A 19,147-nucleotide genomic window follows, 5' to 3' on the forward strand; every position below is an offset into this window, starting at 1 on the left:
GCATAGCTGAGACAAAAATATCATTCATCAATCACTTTATCTCAACAACTCTGAATTCTGTCCGGCGGTTACGCTGGTGTTCGGCCTCCGTACAGATAACGTCGTCGGTGCAGTTGTTCACTAACTGCGACTCTCCCATCCCCAGTGTTGCCATTCGCTTGCGGCTGATGCCTTTGGAAGCCAGGTAAGCTGCTACGGCTTTGGCTCGTTGTAACGATAGTACTTTGTTTCGGTCGGCATCGCCCCGGCTGTCGGTATGCGAGCGAATCTCTATAATAAGCGAGGGGTATTTACGCATGGTGGCCACTACTTTGTCCAGTTCACGGGCGGCATCCTCCCGAAGACTGGAGTGGTCCATATCGTAGTAGATATTGTCGATCGTGACAACATCGCCAACGCTCAGCATGCGTAAATCGGCCGAAACCTCCTTCGGTTTCGTCTTTTTGGGCAGGCGCTTGATTCGGTTGGTGTTCGTACCAAAGGCGGGCTTCGATGCTACCAGCGTATAGTCGCACCCCTCAATTACATCGAACATATACTTGCCATCCGGCCCGGTAACGTACTCGCGCTGGCTGCGGTCGCATTCGTTTCGAATCCTGACGGTAACGCCCTCTATAGGTTTACGGTCTCGGGCACCCATAATCACGCCATGAATACGTGAGTGGGTCAAAGGAGTAGCGGTTAGAACGAGGTTGTTACCGGATACCGCAATGGTATCGACAGCAACCGTTGGTTTTATCAAACCGATTTCCAGTCGGCTGGGCTGGTCATCGGTGAGGGAGCGCGTGGTAAAGCCCACCGTACTGGTAATATAGCCATCGCGGCTCGCCTGAAACGTGAATGAATTACTCCCTTCCAGACAGATGCGCAGAAACCCATTGGCGTCGCTCATCAATGTACGATCGGGCTTGCCTTCGCCCTTGGCTTTTATGAGGACATTAACGCTGTCCAGCGGCTGCTCCGTATTCGTATCATACACCCGAATGGTTAGGTCACGGCATCCGAATAGGGAGCTTTCCCGAACAAATCGGTAGATATCGTCATTGCCATCGCGCCGGTTACTGCTGAAATACCCGCCCCCGCGGTTACCATCCGTGATCAGACCGAAATCATCCTGAGCGGAGTTAATGGGGGCATTAAGATGCTCAACGTACCTAACAGATTGGCCGTTGGTCAGACCGGCCACAAAAATATCCAGTCCGCCCAGCCCTTTACGGCCATCGGATGCAAAATAGAGATTTCCGGCTTCGTCGATAAACGGAAACAGTTCATTCCCCTTCGTATTGATCGTAGCACCCATATTGACGGGACGGCCCCACTGCCCGTTTGTGTATCGGCTGACGTACAGATCTGTACCGCCAAGACCACCCGGCATATCGGAAGCGAAGTACAGCCACTGTTCATCCTGACTCAGTGTCGGATGCCCCACGGAATATTCATCACTGTTAAACGGCAACTCTTCGATGGCTGACCAGGCACCGTTTTGCTGAACAGCCGTATAGAGTTTCAGTTTTGTAACCCCTTCGGCACTCTTGCTGGTCCGGCCATTGTTATGGTTGTTGCGGGTAAATATGATGCGTAAACCATCCCTTGAGAACGTAGCCGGACCTTCGTGGTATTTGGTATTGATGGTTCGGCTGAAGCGTCGTACCGGGTCGTCTTTGGGGCCGTCGTAGCCCAAGCCCTCCGAAATGGAAATTCCATCCTTGAAATTCGGCACCGTTCGCGAGTCGTTGGCCGTTGGCCGGGAGTAGCTATCCTCACCAACCGTCTGACGGCTTTTCGGGCGGTTATCCGTTACTTTAGTGCTGCTGCCATCGGCATTGATGAGACTGGCAACTTTCAGGTTGTTGCGGTTAGGTACATAAAACAGGTCGAGATAACCGGAGCCGCCACCACCCATCGTTTCAATGGTTGCTCCGCCTTTTTGACCGGCAACATACACGAGGCCGTCCCGGTAAAAGGCCGGACTAAACTCCTCCCCTTTCGAATTTAAGTCCAGATACTCCAGCCGATACCGGATTGCTTCTTTCCGAGGACCCGTTACCGGAGCCATTGCCGGCGACCGTGCCGGTTGTTTGTCTTTCAGTTGTAAATAGCGTTCATACTGTTTCTGAGATTCCTGAAACTTCCCATTACCAGCCAGGGTCTTGGCGTATTCCAGCACCTGCTGTGCATCTTCATTCGGACTTGACGCTATGGCCTCAAGGTAATAGCGCTCTGCTTTCTGACTGTCGCCCACCTGCTGATAGGCAAAAGCCAAATGGCCCTGGATGGCCGATTTTTGGGCGGCACTCAGTTGTTTGTCATGATCGGTTAACAGTTCAGCATAAGCTTCTATCGCACGTCCATAGGCTTTATAATTCAACAAACGATCAGCTTGTTGAATCAATGAGTCATACTGTGCCCAAGCGGTTAAACAGCTTAGCCACAGTAGCGCTCCCCATATCAATAGTTTCCAATTCGTACCCATTTGCGACGCAGCGTCATGCCTTACGGCCTTTAACCTCCTATTTATGAGTCAATGAACTGACCCTTTCTTTGTTGCTGGACTTACCGCGCCAACGTTAAAAAACGAACATATTCGCGCCCATCGCTCAGGCGAATTTGATAATAATACGTTCCGTCGGGCAGCTCATTTTTTGTAGCCGCTACACCAATACCCTGATTGGCCGTACCATCCCAGTCATTCTGATAGTTCGTATTCTGATAAACAAGATGCCCCCAGCGATTAAAAACCTCCAGTTGAATCGTTATTGACGCTGGCAATAGCGTAATGACGAAGCGATCATTGATTCCGTCACCGTTGGGTGAAAAACCTTCAGGAATGAATAAACTTCGCTCCTGTTCAGACTCCAGCGAGTGGAGAGTAAACTGTGTCGGTTCTTTACCAGTCAGTGAGGTTGGTTCCTTTGACTTTTTAGTCAAGCCGATTAACTCAAGGGGAGGAGCCATGACCGTTTGCTGTACCGACGCTCCTCTACAGGGCCCATCACCATCGGGATCAGGGGCAGAAAGGGTAAACTGCGCCTTGCCACGCTGCAGGTCGGTTTCCGATAACAGGTAGCGAGCGATCAAACCGGTATTCGTAAATAACCCGCCCCCATCACTTTGCCAGTTAATCACCTGCGTTGAACCGCCGGGTAAGGCCGTCATCCGTACAACTCCTTTCGTCCAGTCGAGCGAATCGACCCGAAGGGCCAGTGTGGGCGGATTGCTCAAACAGGCCGGAATTGCATTGGGGCAATTACTTATGTTAACCGTTACGGCCACGGGAGTCGTGTAACAGCCATCGGCAGTACGACCAAAAATAAAATAGGTTCCGGAACCCACTGCCCCAGGAGATTGTACCGTCGGCGAGGTAAGCGCTGGTCCTGTTCGAAAGTGATACGATGTGTATTCGACTAACGTTGTTTCCGTCAGGGCCTTTGATAAATCAACTGTTTGAAACGGGCAGCCATTACTAAGACTGGTTTTCAATGTTAGTTGGGTACCCATTGTCCGTACCCGTATAGACACCGGCTCGGAACTATCACTCCGGCATGAACCCAGCTCACAAACCGCCCGGTAGCTGCCCGTTTGTTCGGGTGTGACCGTCCTGAGCGCTCCCTTTCCGCCGTCTGTCCAGCGAACAGTACCTACGCAGCCGGATGCCGAGAGTTGAACGACCTGCCCCCTACATATCTCACGATTACTGGCCGAAAGCACGGGTACAGTGGGAGTAGCCACCTGTACGGAAACAGGCCGTGATGGGTTACTTAAGCAATTATTCTGCTCACAAGTTGCCTGAAAGGTGGCCGTTTCGACTAGCTTACCTATCCAGACAGGTCCGGTGGTCTGGTCGGCCCAGCGAACGGTACCCGCGCAATTAGTTGCTGTCAATGTTACTGACGAACCGGGGCAAACCACGTTAGCGGAGCTTGCTACAGGAGGTGCATCAGGGGTATTGACCGTAACCTTCCACACATCGGCGAAGCAACTGATGCAACCCGGCCTGGCTCGGCAAATAGCCGTATAGTTTGTTGTTTGTTGAGGCTTTACCTGAATGCTGAATCCCGCTTCTCCATTCGACCACACAACGGTACCTGCACAGCCGGTAGCTGTTAGAATAACAGGCTCATTGCGACAGATAAACTTTGCCGAGCCCGTAATTACGGGTGGTTCCGGATGTTGGCAGGTATCGGCTACCGGCTGCGAAATAGCCAGAACGTGATGTGTAACCAATAACAACGCTATCACCCATCTGAAGTAACCGTTAAATTTATTTAGTACTTGTTTATTCATCCGGCATATCGATTACGCCATATAAAGACGAATATCATGCCAACCTGCTTTTTACGTACCCAGCTTCGACACAGGCTACTTTTTCGTATAATTTACTGACTTTGGCACACTATTTATCTGCTTAGTATCTCATCGACAAGGGGGCCGACAAAAACAGGGCAATTCATCATAAACCATGCCAATAATTAACCTTTTTCTAGCCATCGACTGTTTTTCAACGGATCAAAAATGCGTTCCTGCCTGTGCTGACCTCTATCGATCAGGACCATCAGTTACTTATCTTCTTCAACCCTGTTCATATTCGCATCGAGAGTATATAGTTGATTGATGCTTTCCGGCAGTTCGTTACGGTTATGTGTAACGAACAGGATCGTTTTATCGCTGAAATTGTCAATTAGCTGACGAGCCAGATCGACATGGCGGCTATCGATGGCCTGAAAAGGTTCATCGAGCAGCAGAACAGCCGGGTTTTTCAGGAAAGCCCTGATTAACAGCACAACCCGCTGCTCTCCCGCCGATAACGTACCAAACGAGCGATTATCGACACCAGGCATGCTAAAGTAGTCAAGCAAATTAGCCAGATCATTTTCTGTTTCGGGCGATACGCGGTTGGGTGGGGTCAGCGTATCCGTCAGGCCCGACAACGCTACCTGCCGAACCGTCAGATGCGGAGGAAAATAGAGATGCAGTTCCGGCGATACGAACCCGATCCGGCGTTTTACATCCCAGATGCTCTCACCCGATTTACCCCGCCTGTAGCCAAAAACGCTTACATAGTTTGAATACGCCTGTGGATGATCGCCGTACAGTAAGCTCAGTAAAACGCTTTTTCCCGCTCCGTTTGGGCCAAACAAGGCCCAGCGTTCACCCGCCTTCACCACCCAATCGAGACGGTCCAGAATAACCGTATCGCCATAGCGAACAGATACCGCCTGTAAACGGAAGGCTTCTGAAAAATCCGTTGGCTGTGCTTTTGTTTGCAGTATAGGGGGAGCCGACATTACAGCTTTGGCGTACAGTTCTGGTTTATAGTCCTCTTTTGGCCCCGACCAGCTAAGCTTTCCTTTATTCAGTACGGCCACATGGGTACTAAAAGCAGGCAGATCGGCGGAATCATTGACCAGCACAAGGGTTAATCCGTGATTGGCTAGCTCGCCCAGCCAGTTAGTCAGGTCTTTTCGAAAGGTACTATCCAGGCCAACGAAGGGATTATCCAGCAGCAAAACGGCCGGGTGTTTCAGCAGGGCTTTACCAATTCGGGCCTTGCGGGTCTGCCCATTGGATAGTTTGATAAACGAGCGATCGAGCAGCGGGGTAAGGCCGAGCCGATCAAGCAGCGCGCTGTTTTCCGGCGAGTCTGTCGCCTGTAAAAAATCACGCAGCGACGGAATAGCGGTATATCCGTCATCGGCCCTGTCGCTCATGGTGGCCTGGTACCGCTGCTGGTAAAAATAACTACTGTACGAAAAGCGGCTGGACTCCTCTTTGAAAGACACAAACTCGACGGGTACACGGCGTTCCAGACTACCCGGTGGCGCATGAAACTGGCCCGCCAATGCCTGCAGGAATGTACTTTTGCCGCTACCCATTGGTCCGATGATGCTCCAGTATTCTCCCGGCTTGAGGTCGAAATTCAGATTATGGAGAATGAGCTGACCACCGCGCCGGACGGTTAACTCAGTTACGGAAAGTAAGGAAGGCTGCTCAGACATAAAAAATGGGATCATACCTTTACAAAGGTATGATCCCATCTACGTTTTAACCATCTACACGCTTACTTTTCAGGGGGCGTCGTAGTTGTTGTTGGCGGGGTTGTAGGCGTCGTCGTAGTCGAGCTACCGCTACGTGTCCGGCGACTGCCATTACCCGTTGATCCGTTATTCATCCGGTCACTGGTGCCGGTCGATGAATTCGTGCCGGTTGTTGAACCCGAGTTCATTGTGCCCGTTCCCGTACCATATGTTCCTGTGGTACCTGTCGTTCCAGTCGTACCCGTTCCCATTGTTCCGGTACCGGTGGTGCCTGTGCCCGTCGTTCCTGTACCCGTTGGTGGTACGTTAGTTCCCGTATTTACACCCGTTCCATTCGAATAAGTACCGGTCGATGTACCCTGATTCGAATTGGTTGGGGGTTGCGTCTGGTAAGTGCCCGAATTGGTACCTGTGTTGGTTCCGTTATTATATGTACCTGTTCCAGTCGTACCCGTTCCCATTGTTCCGGTACCGGTAGTGCCGGTGCCCATCGTTCCGGTTGTACCCGTGCCCGTTGTTCCGGTGCCCGTGGTTCCTGTAGTGCCCGTACCTGTCGAACCTGAGTTCGTTGTTTGTGCAGTTGCATTCAGGGCTAAGCCAGCTACCAGCATCCAACCCATTATCATTATTTTTTTCATCGCTGAGTTAAGTTTAAACAAGATCTAACTGTTTAATCTATAGCATAACTAGTCTAATGGAAAGAGTGTTTATATTTTCCTGTATTTTTTTTACCGGATTTTAATTTCTCATTCATTTTATGACCGGCAGGTTATTCAGAATTTAGCTAAACTCTGCATGACCTGCTGGTGCGTGAGCAGAGTCACCGTTAAGGAATGGCTCCCCCCTATATCAAAAAAAAGCGGGTAACCGCCCTTTAAGGCCAGTTAACCGCTTTTACTTTATTTACAATGACTTATAGCGTACCCTTTTTCATTTCCTTAACAGCGAAGTCGGCTGCGCGGGCCGTCAGTGCCATGTAAGTTAGCGATGGGTTTACGCACGATGCCGACGTCATACAGGCGCCATCCGTATTGAACACGTTCTTAACGGCGTGCAATTGGTTATGTGCGTTCAGCACCGATGTTTTAGGGTCGCGACCCATGCGGGCCGTACCCATTTCGTGAATACCGATACCGGGGTGTTTCGACTCGTCGTTATAAGGCGTTACGTTTTTCAGACCGGCGGCTTCGAGCATTTCGGCCGCATCGTTCATCATGTCGATACGCATTTTCTTTTCGTTCTCGCCATAAGCTGCGTCGAACACAATCAAGGGCAGACCCCACTTGTCTTTCTGATCGGGAGAGAGTGTCATCCGGTTGTTGGGGTTGGCAATCATCTCACCAAATCCGCCGAGGCTCATGGTCCAGGGGCCGGGGGTTGTCAGGCTTTCTTTGAAGTCGGCACCAAATCCATCCACGCCATTACCCCGGTTCCAGCCACCACGACCAGCACCACCCTGATAGCCAAACCCGCGAACGTAATCGCGCTTGTCGCCACCCCAGTTCCGATAACGTGGCACATAAACACCGTTAGCACGCCGACCGTAGTAATATTGATCTTCCATGCCGTCAAATGTTCCGGCAGCACCCACCGCCAGGTGGTGATCCATAATGTTGCGGCCAAGCTGATCGGATTCGTTGCCCATTCCGTTCGGGAAACGGTGCGACTTCGAGTTCATCAGAATAGACGTACTGGCAAACGCCGATGCGTTCAGGAAGATGACCCGGGCGTAATACTCCCGAACTTCTTTGGTATTCTGGTCGATTACCCGAACGCCGGTTGCTTTGCCTTTCTTCTCATCGTACAGTACTTCCGATACAATGGAATCGGGGCGCAGTGTTAGTTTGCCGGTTTTCATGGCCGCTGGCAGCGTGGCCGATTGCGTACTGAAATAAGCGCCGTATGGGCAGCCGCGCATACACTGGTTCCGGAACTGGCAGGCTGCCCGTCCGAGGTCGTAATGCTGCTGTTTGGGAGCTGTCAGGTGAGCCGCGCGACCCATCGTAACCTTCCGGGCCGGGAATGCCTTTTCAATCCGTTTTTTTGCTTCCTTCTCCAGGCAGTTCATCTGCATAGGTGGCAGAAAGTTACCATCGGGCAGAACGTCAAGACCATCTTTATTCCCCGAGATACCTGCGAAGGTTTCTACGTATGTATACCAGGGTGCCACGTCTTCATACCGGATAGGCCAGTCGACACCGATGCCTTCCTTGGCATTGGCCATGAAGTCTTCCTTGTTCCAGCGATAGCTCTGCCGCCCCCACATCAGCGACCGTCCGCCCACGTGATACCCGCGAATCCAGTCTACTTTACCATTCTCCTTCTCCAGATATGGGTTTTCCTTATCGTTCTCGAAGAAATGACGCCACTCTTCATTGGCCGTGTAGCCGGTACGCATGTTGGCCCAATACTCTTCTGCGGCCATGGTAGTGATGCGGCCCCGGTGCGGGAAATCCCATGGGTTGTTGGTAGCCGTTGGGTAGCCTTCGATGTGCTTCACATCGCGCCCACGCTCCAGCATCAACACTTTCAGTCCTTTTTGGGTAAGTTCCTTGGCGGCCCATCCACCCGAAATACCCGACCCAACGACAATAGCGTCGTAGGTCATATCTTTTTTTGCGTCTATATTAAGATTCATGTGTTTTTTTAAGGAGTTAGTAGTGAGGAGCGAGGAGTTAGGAGGGCTGACGCGTCATAAAACTCGATCCTGCATACTGGTGTTTTTTTAAGGAGTTAGGAGCGAGGAGTTAGGAGGGCTGACCGCACCGGCACGTGTTACTTTCGCGTCAGCAACTCCTCACTCCTCGCTCCTATCTACTACATACTAAATTAGATCGCCCACGCTTTCTGCCCGGGTTTGAGTGTAATGCAACCATCGTAACGACCGGGAACGGCCACGTATTCGAGCGCTTGGGTAGCCCCGATTTCCGATGTAAAGTAGCCGGTTAAGGTCAGGTCTTTTAGCATGGTGAAGAACGGTGTATACCGTTTCTTCGCATCCGGCATTTGCAGATCGGCCTGGGAGTTTTCGACTTTGGCAGTGGCCTTGCCCGAATTCATCTGCGCCAGTTGATCTTTAGCTTCCGTTTGTAGTTTTGTTACAATCGCGATTCGTTGGGTTGGGTCGAGCTGAGCAAACGCCTTACCATATGCATCCTGACTTAATTTGTTAGTCCGGGCCAGCCCTTCCAGGAAGCGCTGCTGATCGTCTGCCTTGTAGCAGTCTTTCAGGATAATATCGATTACTTCATTCACCTTGGCCGCTTTGGCACCCGGTGTTTTCGTCGTTGGAATTATAGTATCAGCGAGTTCAGCAACGGTCGCATCCTGGTCGGCCGTAAAGAAAAGCGGTTTGCCTGTCAGGGCGCGTCGGGCAGCCGAAGCTTCGAGCGTATCGGCCATAGCGGGCAGCGACATTGTTGCGCCAGCCAGCGCGGCCACCCGCATAAGGGCGTCTCTTCTGTTCATGTGCGTAGAGCGAATTAAACTTTCAAATAGAACGATATAAGGAAGTACAAATGTATAACAATCAAGGAATCGTTTGTGAAATTTGGGGACCCTCTTTTGCCGATCGCCGTAATTTAGAATGTTGCAATACAGCTCTGAACAATACGCGGCCTGAACCGTAGGGTACAGACCGCATGTCAGGATAAGTGCCTACCCTTTTCGATGTATTTTAGTTTTTCGACCAGTTAACCTATTTCGGCTTGGGCACATACTGATTGGCCCGTTCGTTTCGCTCGGCCCGTGTTACAATTTCCCGAATACGTTTGGCACGCGTTGCAGCCGTTTTCGCATTGAGCAGCCACTCCAGAATACCCCGCTTCACGGATTTTGGAAACGCGTCGAAACACCCCTTCGCGGTTGGGTTTTTATCAAATTCTTCTGTCAAATCAGGCGGACAAATCAGGTTTTCGACTTCATCCAACGCCGTCCAGGTACCGGTTTGTTTGGCCAGATTCACCATTGCCCTACCGGCTTCGGTCATTTTTCCGGCCTGTATCAATTTAGCGACTTTGGCTTTGTTAACTCCGCTCCAATTGCTCTTCGGATTTCGCCGGGCAAAAAACTGAAAGTAATGATCGGCATCTCCTTTTCGGGCTGAGCTGTCAATCCAGCCAAAGCACAAAGCTTCATCGACCGCTTCGTCGTAGGTGACGCTGGGCCTGCCACTCGCCTTTTTGTAGATGGCCAGCCAGACGCTCGTTTCGGTCGCGTAATTCTCCGCAAGCCACTGCCGCCAGGCCTCCGGACTTTCGGCGTAAACGGATGTAAGAAGTGATGGTGAAGCCATAGGTATAATTCCGTAACGGAATCTTTTTAGAGCGGGTAATTTACTAACTATGCGCTGCTCGTTCATCATCGGCTGGATAACTATCGTTCTATTGATGGGATCGTCCCGGCTGGCTCAGGGACAAACGACAGCCGTACTGACCGGCTCCGTAACGGATGCCGCGACGGGAAAGCCGATGCCGTTTGCCAACGTCTACGTGAATGGATCAACGCGGGGGGCAGTCACCGACGAAAAGGGCTTTTACGCATTGGCCGGTGTACCACTGGGTACAGTCGAGATAGCCGCTTCGTTTGTTGGTTACCAGCCTGCTACCCAAACCGTCCGATTTGACAATACAGCGCCCCAGAAGGCGAATTTCCGACTGAAACCAAGCGAACAAACCCTGGATGCGGTAACCGTTCGGGGCAATCCGAAGAGCTGGGAGCGGCACCTGCGTCAGTTTAAAAAGCAGCTCTTCGGCGAACCGTTTGGCGGCCAGTGTCTGCTGGTCAACGGCGAAGTCCTCAATTTTAAAGAAGATAAAGATCATCTATACGCCACGGCTAATGAGCCGTTAATTATTGAGAACCAGGCACTCGGTTATCGGCTGATCTATGCGTTGCAGCATTTCGATGCGACGGCCTCAGGAGAGATTTATTCGGCGGGTACGGCCCGTTTCGAAGAACTAAATCCGGAGAACGAACGGCAGACCAATCGGTTTCGGCGCAACCGGCTGATGGCTTACAAAGGCTCAATCCGGCATTTAATGGCTAGTTTAGCTGATAATACGTTTAAAGAGGCCGGTTTTATGGTCTATCAGGAAGATGCGACCAAAATGATCTCCCTGGAGCAGCGGTCAGTTACCCTCGCGGCTGCGGTTAACGACTACAAGCGTCTGATTCCAATTAAAGTATCTACTTTAATTCAACCCGGTCGGTTAGCGACCGAGCGCCGATTGGTGTCGCCCATGAAACTGATCGTATTCTACACGAATGCAGTTTCGGGTTTCTCGCCCTATCCCGATGCCCGTTATGCTTACACGGAAATGAAACTACCTGCTGGTCAGCTGCAAATGACCGTCGATGGCGTTATCACAATGCCGGAAGGCATGGAAGCGAAAGGCTCGATGGGCAATGACCGGCTATCGACCATGTTGCCCGCCGACTGGAAACCCGAAGGAACTGAGAAGGAGCCACTGACAAACGGTCCGCTGGCTACCCAGGGAAAACTCGCACCACCCGACGCCCGAATGGAACGTATCACAACGAGCTTCAAGGAGCGATTCAAGTTTCTGGCTCCCACCTTATTTGTCCACATCGACAAACCGGTTTACGCTACGGGCGATCGACTCTGGATGAGTACATACGTACTTGACGCGGCCAGTTACCAGCGAACCAGTGGCGAAACGGCCCTGCATGTCGACCTACTTTCGTCAACCGGCAAACTCGTGCAGCACCAGTGGGTACGTATCGTTGACGGACGGGGCGAAGGCAATTTTCGCCTGTCGGATACGCTCGTGACGGGAACCTATCGGCTGCGCGCCTATACCGATGAAGATGATGCCCAGCGAGGCCCGGCTTTCGAGCGGTCGGTGACGATCTATAATCTGTTTCGAAACGAAATATCACTACGTACTGATTCTTTACCTCAGCAACTAGACGTCCAGATTTTGCCGGAAGGGGGTCGCTGGCTGGTGGGATTACCCGCGCGTCTGGGCGTGAAAGTTGTCCAGCCCAATGGTCATGGCTTGTTCATCGCGGGACGTATTGTCGACGACCTAGGCACTGAAGTCGCTCGTTTCCAGACCAATCCGCAAGGGATGACCAGCGTATCAATGGAGCCAAAGCCGCAGCGGACATATTACACCGACCTCATCTATAAGAACCAGCCGCAACACATTGCTTTGCCCAAACGCGAAACGGAAGGGCTGGTAATCTCGGCCGATGCAACCAGCGATACGACCCGTCTGGCCTTGACCATTACTAGCGCTAACCGGGCCGTTAGCGACTCCGTGTATATCCTGATTCAGCAGCACGGCCGGGTGGTCGATCAGCGGAAAATTATCCTGCAAAATGGAGTGGCGAAGCTAAGTCTGCCCATGATGAGCTGGTTGCCGGGGCTGGCGCAAATTACCCTTTATAATGCCATCGCCAAACCGCAAGCCGAGCGATTGGTGTTTGTACCCGAATTCGTGGCCCCGGTACGTGTGCAGATGGGAGTTAACAAAACCCGGTATCAGCCCCGCGAGCAGGTTAGCCTGAGTATCAATCTGAGCGATAACGGATCTCCGGCACTGGCCGCTTTATCGGCGTCGATTACCGATGCCGACCAGGTGCCGAATGACACCGCCGATGCTCTCTTGCCTGCGCACCTGTTGCTAACGGGAGAACTTCGGGGGCGTATCGAAAGTCCTAATCAATACGTCGTGAATCACACGGCCGAAACCCGTCGAGCGCTGGACGACCTGCTATTAACCCAAGGCTGGAGAAGGATAAGTGGCACGCCCGAAACGGAGCGGCTCGGTGGTGTATCGCTCAGGGGCCGAATTGTAAATGCGAAACGTCAACCTATACCCGGCGCGCAGTTGATCGTGGCACCAACAGGGGGGCAATCGGCCATAAAATCGGCGGGTACCGACGAACAGGGCCGTTTTCGACTGGCGGGGCTGGCCATTGCCGATACAGTACGGCTACTGACGCAAATTACTGATCGACAGTTAAAGAACATTTCTGCCAAAGAAGCCTTTCTGATTCAGGAAGGGCAGGGTAAGCTATGGGAATCGGGTAAACTACCACCGGTTGCGACAAACGGGTCGACGTTGCGGGCTCAGTTGGAAGCGGCTCGCACTCGACAGGAGGCCAACGCCGACTTTTACCGTGACAAAACGGCGAAAGTGCTGAACGAAGTGACGGTTCGAGCGCAAAAATTCGATAAACGGCCCGAGGATATTCAACAGCGCAGTTTGCACAATGAGGCAGATGCGGTTCTGGTGATCGACGAGAAATCGCCTGTTTACCAAAACCTATACGAAATGATTCAGGGACGATTGACGGGCGTGACGGTTACCCGGGAAGGGGCCGCTGTTGCGCGTAGCTACAAGGTGTTTATACGGGGCGTGAACAGTTTCAAAAGTGGTATGCAGCCCTTGTATTTGTTGGATGGCATGCCCATAGAAGACCCTGACGGGACCGCTTTGCTGTTGTTCAGTGCAAGTGATATTGAACGGATCGAATTGCTGAAAAGTGCCATTACGACGGGTACATACGGAGCTCGGGGAGGAAACGGAGTCATTGCTTTTTACTCTAAAAGCCACCGGTCTATGCAGGGAAGCACGAAACCCAGGGAGGGAATGACCCCGATTCAGTTTATTGGCTATCCGTCGGTGCAGCGCGAGTTCTACGTCCCGCGCTACGATGCGGAGGCAAACCCCGGCGCCATTTCCGGCCCCATCGATCGCCGGGATGTTTTGTACTGGAAACCAACGATGCAAACTGACAGTCAGGGGCGCAGTCAGTTACGGTTTCCACTGTCGGACGTCGTGCGAACGGTGCGCGTAGTGATACAAGGCGTTACAGCCGACGGTCGTCCGGTGCTGGGCGTACAGCTCATCCGGGTTCAATAAGGAATGATTTATTTCCCCGGATGAGCGAAGGACTAGAGAATTCGAATAGCTGATCGACCTTGTACGATCCCCGTGAACGTTTGTCGCATTTATCATCCCCAATCCATTTTATAAAAAGAGAGCGATAACTCGGAGAGATTAGCGGCAACCCTGAATAAATCGAATCGAAAAATAGCAGAATGGAATGGGTTCGCTTTTCAGGCTTATTCCCACTCGGACAGGCTACAACTGCTGGAGCTATGGAATCAAGCAAAAAAACGTTAACCAATCACTTGGCTTACCCGCACAATCATTCGATTTTCGGACGGTACACTACTGCACCCAGCTCTAAAAACGGGCATTTAATTGGACAGCTTGTCTTAGTAACTGTCAACTACTATTCGTAGCCTACGATCCATCAACCGGCCTTTGTACACGCTAAGCTAGTGCGTCAGTAGTCGTACTAAACCCTAACCCCTACTACTCCAGGTGAGAGCGAATTCATTAACTAGCTAAAACGACTATTAGGATGTAAACATTTATCCCAATAGTCCAGGATCGAGCGCAACTGCTCCTGTAAACCCGAAAAAGTGCGTTCTTTTTTGAAATACCCCTGAATGGTCATCTTATACGCCATATTGACCAGGCCCAGATCGGCTGCCGTGGTTAAAAAAACGAAGGGGATACATTTCGGTTTCAGGTACTCATTTAAATCAATCAACTTGCGAAGCTCCAGGCCGTTCATCGCTGGCATGTTGACATCGCATAGAATCACTAAGGGCGCTTCCACAGACGCCATTAAATACTCAATGGCCGCAACACCATTGGTAAAAAAGACGACCGGATTCACAATGGCTAAACTGGTAAGGGCTTCTTGAATAAAGAGTTGATCATCTTCGTCATCTTCAATCACCAAAATGGGTGCTTTGCTGGTCATAGGATATAGGTCAAAGTCAACGTACGCTCCTGGCCCGCTGGTCGCGATGGCCATCTGTGAATTCTGGGTGGGTAGGGTCTGCAAATATACCACAATACAGGTAGGCTGAGTACTTACTTCCTGATTGCCTGCTCACCAGTCAACCCGGTTAAAGAGGGGGTGCCCTTTAAGCCAACTGACCTACGCCAGACAGGCCCATTTTAGCAAAGCGCCACTCCCAATAATGATTGGATAAAGCAGAACAATACCCTCTGATAAATATGGCTTACTCAATTCGATTGATTTGCGGGCAGCCTATGGGCTTACGTTTTTAGCAAACTAACTGGGTGAATGCCCTACACACCCGGCAAGGAACCTGCCTGGATTGAGACTGACTCCAAATCAGGTTCTTTATTGGCGTTGACGATAAAAGGTAGTTCTCCGGTTAAAGGAGGTAGCCTGTGAGACGCTATGACAAATGGCTCGTAAACTTGGGACAAGGTGGGCGTTTACGACCACAAAAGTGGGCAAAAAAGTCATCGATGTTTACCTATATAAGGGAATACAGGCCTGATTAATCCTCTTATTGCCAACTAGTTAATTCTAATGTCTTTAGTTGGCATGATTTGAGTTCAACAAAGAACGGACGGGTCGTTATCTTCAGTTGTTTGCTGTTCTGAATGCAGCTATATCCTAGATCGATATCGCTTCACTCAACGTTAAAAGAGAAAATTTCGCAAAGCTCGGTATGGAACCGGGCTTTTATTTTACCCTTACTGTATGTCTCAAGTAGCCATGAACGAGCATCCCATCATCTTTATTGACGCTGATGAGGATGATCATGAGATGTTTAAACAGGCCTTGTCGGAGTTAGCCCTGCCGTATCCTGTACTCGTTTTTTCCAATGGCCAAACCGCCCTGAACTACCTGAAGGCGACGAAGGAAATTCCCTTTTTGATTATTTCCGAAATCAGTATGCCGGCGATGAGTGGCCTGGAGCTACGCCAAGAAATTGATCAGGACCCGGGCCTGCGCAAAAAGTGTATTCCGTTCGTATTCATGACCCATCCCGTCGAAGTACAACTGGTTGAAGAAGCCTATGAGTTAACCATTCAGGGATTATTCGAAAAGAAGGCTACCTACGCTGCCTGGAAAGCTCAGTTAGGGGCCATTATCGCCTACTGGACGGAGTGCCATCATCCTAAACGGTTTACCTGGTAATGAGTATTTACGAGTGGTCAATATGTTTTGACGGGTCTGGTTCAACCAAAACGGTCGTAGGCAAGCCGTGGCGTGGGCTACGACCGTTTCACAAACCGCCAGCAAAAGGCTGCTAGGCGAGACGAAGGAGCACTCATGGATAGGCTGCTCAAATCGGGCGTTTAGTTGGAAGGCTTTTCTTACTAACTCTCAACGACTATCCGTAGCATACGGCCTGGTTTTTACGGATAGCGTTGGACAACCCGTAAAACGTAGGGGGCCATAAAGCCCTTGGCTAAATGAACCTTTGTCCTAACGTCGGGCGACCGTCAGCGTTTTGGAAAGCGTTCGCCAATCGGTCGGGTTGATTTCCCGACAAGCTACCCTGGCCGACAGCTCGAATCAATATAAAGTGGGCTGGTTTGAGCGCGAAACAAGTTAATTTTAGCTGGCTGGTCGTTGTTTCTTACCAGCCGACTTCCTTCCCACTCATGCCACCCGGGTTGATTTTTGATTCATTTCCAGCCAATATCGGCAAATTAGCCTGAGCTGATCTCGTAACAAACCCAGGTCCAGGGGTTTGCTCAAAAACGAATTGGCGCACGCTTCATAACAACGGTTAATTTCCTGACCCGTGGCGTCAGCGCTCATCATCACCACCGGAATTTTCTTATAGGCTGGATGCTTTTTGAGTTCGAGTAGTAGCTGATGCCCATCTAAATCCGGCATGTGCCGATCCAGTATAATTAAATCCGGTAGTTGCTCGAGTCGGTCAAGTGTTCGCCACAGGGCGTGGCCATCAGCCAACAAGGATACCGAGTAACTCGGGAAATCTAGTTTGAAGATTTTTTCAAGAATCAATCGATACTCGCTATTATCGTCAACGATGCAGATCTGTGGGGTTGTAGTCATTCCTGATTAGCTTCTTTCGGGTAAAACCGGATAAAGCTTGAGCAGTTTACTTGTGGAGTGATTTGGTTTTAAAAGTGATTTATTGGCCCGTATACGTCCATAAATCACGGCTGAAGCGCTGTTTGCTCCTGTGTTGAGGTAACCTTTGTAGCTGACGGTTCCGCGACGGCGTCGCAGTGTCTCACTACCCGTGCCCATGTCGTACAATCAGGCTTATTTGAATGTCAGATTCTGCACCCGCACGGCGTTTAAAATAGCGAGCATGGCCACGCCGACATCCGCAAAAACCGCTTCCCACATGGTGGCCAGCCCACCCGCGCCAAGAATCAACACAATTGCTTTCACCACCATCGACAGGGTGATGTTCTGCCACACGATCCGGCGGGTAGCCCGGCCAATCTCGACCGCCGTGGCAATTTTGGAAGGTTCGTCGTTCTGGATAATCACGTCGGCGGTTTCGATGGTAGCATCCGAACCAAGCCCGCCCATCGCTATACCGACATCGGCCAGCGCGACTACCGGCGCGTCATTCACACCATCGCCAACGAAAGCTAACTTTGCTTTAGGATCGGTGCCCTGCTCTCCTTTTAGCCGCTCGACTTCCCGAACCTTGTCTTCGGGTAATAAATCGCCGTGCCACTCATCCACCCCCACTTGTTTGGCCACAATTTCGACCACAGCGGCTTTATCACCTGATAGCATCACCGTTCGGATACCATCCGCTTTCAAGCGTTTTACGGCATCGGCGGCATCAGCTTTTACTTCGTCGGCGATGGTGAAATAGCCCGCAAATGTTCCGTCGATGGCGGTCATGACGATCGTAAACGGAATTTGTGTCAGGGCTTCATCAAACGATATATTGAATTTACGCAGCAGTTTGGCATTTCCCGCCAGCATTTCTTTCCCGTCGACGGTCCCATTCAGCCCATGTCCGGGAATTTCCTCCACGTTATCGACGGTCACTGTTTCGTACCCTTTGCCGGCATATTCAAGGATGGCGGTGGCGACCGGATGAGTTGATTTGCTTTCCAGCGCGGCTGTTAACCGGGCGAATTCGGTGGCGTCGATCCCAACGGGTTTGACTTCCTGCACCTTAAAAACGCCTTTGGTCAAGGTACCGGTTTTGTCCATGACGACGGTTTTGACCTGGGTCATCAAATCCAGAAACACGGAACCTTTGAAGAGAATACCCTGCTTTGACCCGGCACCAATGCCGCCGAAGTACCCCAACGGTATGGAAATAACCAGCGCACACGGGCAGCCGATGACTAAAAATACCAGCCCCCGGTAGAGCCAGTCACGGAATTGGTAGTCGGACACAACGAAATACGGGACAATGGTGATCAGTAAAGCCAGCCCACAAATGGCCGGGGTATAGACTTTGGCAAACCGGGCAATGAATTCCTGCGTCTGCGCCTTGCGGCCTGTTGCCTGTTGAACAAGTTTCAGGATACGCGATAGCTTGGAATCCTGATAAGGCGTGGTGACGTCCATCTCCACCAGCGACTGCCGGTTTATCATACCCGCCAGCACGGCTTCCCCTTTCTCAATGGTGCGGGGTACGCTTTCGCCGGTCAGCGCGGCTGTGTCGAACGTGCCTGAGACGGAGCGCATGGTGCCATCCAACCCTACTTTTTCGCCTGCTTTAATCTGGATCACGTCGCCAACAGCCACCGTGGCGGCTTTGACGGTTTGTGCCTGCCCGTTTCGAAGCACCGTCACTTCATCGGGGCGAACATCCAGCAGGGCTTTGATGGAGCGACGCGCCCGTAAGACGGCGGCATCCTGAAACAGTTCGCCGATGGTATAGAACAGCATCACAGCCACGCCTTCGGGATACTCCCGGATACCAAAGGCACCAAGCGTAGCCACGCCCATCAGGAAAAATTCGGTAAAGACATCGCGGTTCACAATGCCACTCCAGGCGCGTTTGAGCACCGGCCAGCCAACCGGCAGGTAGGCGACAATATACCAGATAAGCCGGACAGGATCTTTGAACCAGCTTTCGGCGTAGCTGTCAAGCCCGATACCACCCAGCAACAGCACCAGGCTGATAGCGGCCGGTGCATACGTGCGCCAAGCCTGGTCAGGGCCTTCTTTCGCAGCCGCTGCTGCTGGCGTGGTGCCTTCTTCGATCAGATCAATATCGTCACCATGATCGTGATCATCGTGGCCGCCCTGGATTGGGTTATGGTCGTGTGCCATGTGTT

General features: G+C 51.5%; 12 protein-coding genes. 2 read left to right on the forward strand and 10 right to left on the reverse strand.

What is annotated here, in order from left to right:
• Positions 1 to 31: 31 nt before the first annotated feature.
• The 7 genes from CRO74_RS22125 to CRO74_RS22155 form a co-directional block, all read right to left on the reverse strand.
• Positions 32 to 2,371 carry an OmpA family protein gene (locus CRO74_RS22125; protein ID WP_317042404.1) on the reverse strand — a complete coding sequence of 780 codons (2,340 nt, stop codon included), beginning with the start codon at positions 2,369 to 2,371 and terminating at the stop codon, positions 32 to 34.
• 182 nt (positions 2,372 to 2,553) lie between these two features.
• The gene (locus tag CRO74_RS22130; protein WP_245877947.1) at positions 2,554 to 4,224 is read right to left on the reverse strand and encodes a gliding motility-associated C-terminal domain-containing protein; all 1,671 of its coding nucleotides are present in this window, start codon (positions 4,222 to 4,224) and stop codon (positions 2,554 to 2,556) included.
• A gap of 332 nt (positions 4,225 to 4,556) precedes the next feature.
• Complete coding sequence (locus CRO74_RS22135) at positions 4,557 to 6,011, reverse strand: ATP-binding cassette domain-containing protein (RefSeq protein ID WP_097129039.1); 1,455 nt, start codon at positions 6,009 to 6,011, stop codon at positions 4,557 to 4,559.
• A 47-nt stretch (positions 6,012 to 6,058) separates the two neighbouring features.
• The gene (locus CRO74_RS31690; protein WP_179830268.1) at positions 6,059 to 6,673 is read right to left on the reverse strand and encodes a hypothetical protein; all 615 of its coding nucleotides are present in this window, start codon (positions 6,671 to 6,673) and stop codon (positions 6,059 to 6,061) included.
• A 275-nt stretch (positions 6,674 to 6,948) separates the two neighbouring features.
• The gene (locus CRO74_RS22145) at positions 6,949 to 8,673 is read right to left on the reverse strand and encodes a GMC oxidoreductase (RefSeq protein WP_097129041.1); all 1,725 of its coding nucleotides are present in this window, start codon (positions 8,671 to 8,673) and stop codon (positions 6,949 to 6,951) included.
• 191 nt (positions 8,674 to 8,864) lie between these two features.
• The gene (locus CRO74_RS22150) at positions 8,865 to 9,503 is read right to left on the reverse strand and encodes a gluconate 2-dehydrogenase subunit 3 family protein (protein ID WP_245877948.1); all 639 of its coding nucleotides are present in this window, start codon (positions 9,501 to 9,503) and stop codon (positions 8,865 to 8,867) included.
• A 229-nt stretch (positions 9,504 to 9,732) separates the two neighbouring features.
• Positions 9,733 to 10,329, reverse strand: coding sequence for a YdeI/OmpD-associated family protein (locus tag CRO74_RS22155; protein WP_097129045.1), 597 nt, complete (start codon positions 10,327 to 10,329; stop codon positions 9,733 to 9,735).
• A gap of 49 nt (positions 10,330 to 10,378) precedes the next feature.
• Between CRO74_RS22155 and CRO74_RS22160 the strand changes: the two genes are divergently transcribed.
• Positions 10,379 to 13,930 carry a carboxypeptidase regulatory-like domain-containing protein gene (locus tag CRO74_RS22160; protein ID WP_097129047.1) on the forward strand — a complete coding sequence of 1,184 codons (3,552 nt, stop codon included), beginning with the start codon at positions 10,379 to 10,381 and terminating at the stop codon, positions 13,928 to 13,930.
• A gap of 487 nt (positions 13,931 to 14,417) precedes the next feature.
• Here the strand turns inward: CRO74_RS22160 and CRO74_RS22165 are convergent, their stop codons facing one another.
• Positions 14,418 to 14,846: a response regulator gene (locus tag CRO74_RS22165; protein ID WP_097129336.1), complete on the reverse strand. Its 429-nt coding sequence runs from the start codon at positions 14,844 to 14,846 to the stop codon at positions 14,418 to 14,420.
• Between the two features lie 759 nt (positions 14,847 to 15,605).
• Here CRO74_RS22165 and CRO74_RS22170 point away from each other — a divergent pair.
• A complete protein-coding gene (locus tag CRO74_RS22170) occupies positions 15,606 to 16,046 on the forward strand; it encodes a response regulator (RefSeq protein WP_245877949.1) in 441 nt (146 codons plus the stop codon).
• Positions 16,047 to 16,514: 468 nt separating this feature from the next.
• Here the strand turns inward: CRO74_RS22170 and CRO74_RS22175 are convergent, their stop codons facing one another.
• Both CRO74_RS22175 and CRO74_RS22180 read right to left on the reverse strand, forming a co-directional pair.
• Positions 16,515 to 16,937 carry a response regulator gene (locus CRO74_RS22175; protein ID WP_097129049.1) on the reverse strand — a complete coding sequence of 141 codons (423 nt, stop codon included), beginning with the start codon at positions 16,935 to 16,937 and terminating at the stop codon, positions 16,515 to 16,517.
• A 213-nt stretch (positions 16,938 to 17,150) separates the two neighbouring features.
• Positions 17,151 to 19,142: a heavy metal translocating P-type ATPase gene (locus tag CRO74_RS22180; RefSeq protein WP_097129340.1), complete on the reverse strand. Its 1,992-nt coding sequence runs from the start codon at positions 19,140 to 19,142 to the stop codon at positions 17,151 to 17,153.
• Positions 19,143 to 19,147: the final 5 nt, after the last annotated feature.

The organism is Spirosoma fluviale, from assembly GCF_900230225.1.
Taxonomy (GTDB): Bacteria; Bacteroidota; Bacteroidia; order Cytophagales; family Spirosomataceae; genus Spirosoma; species Spirosoma fluviale.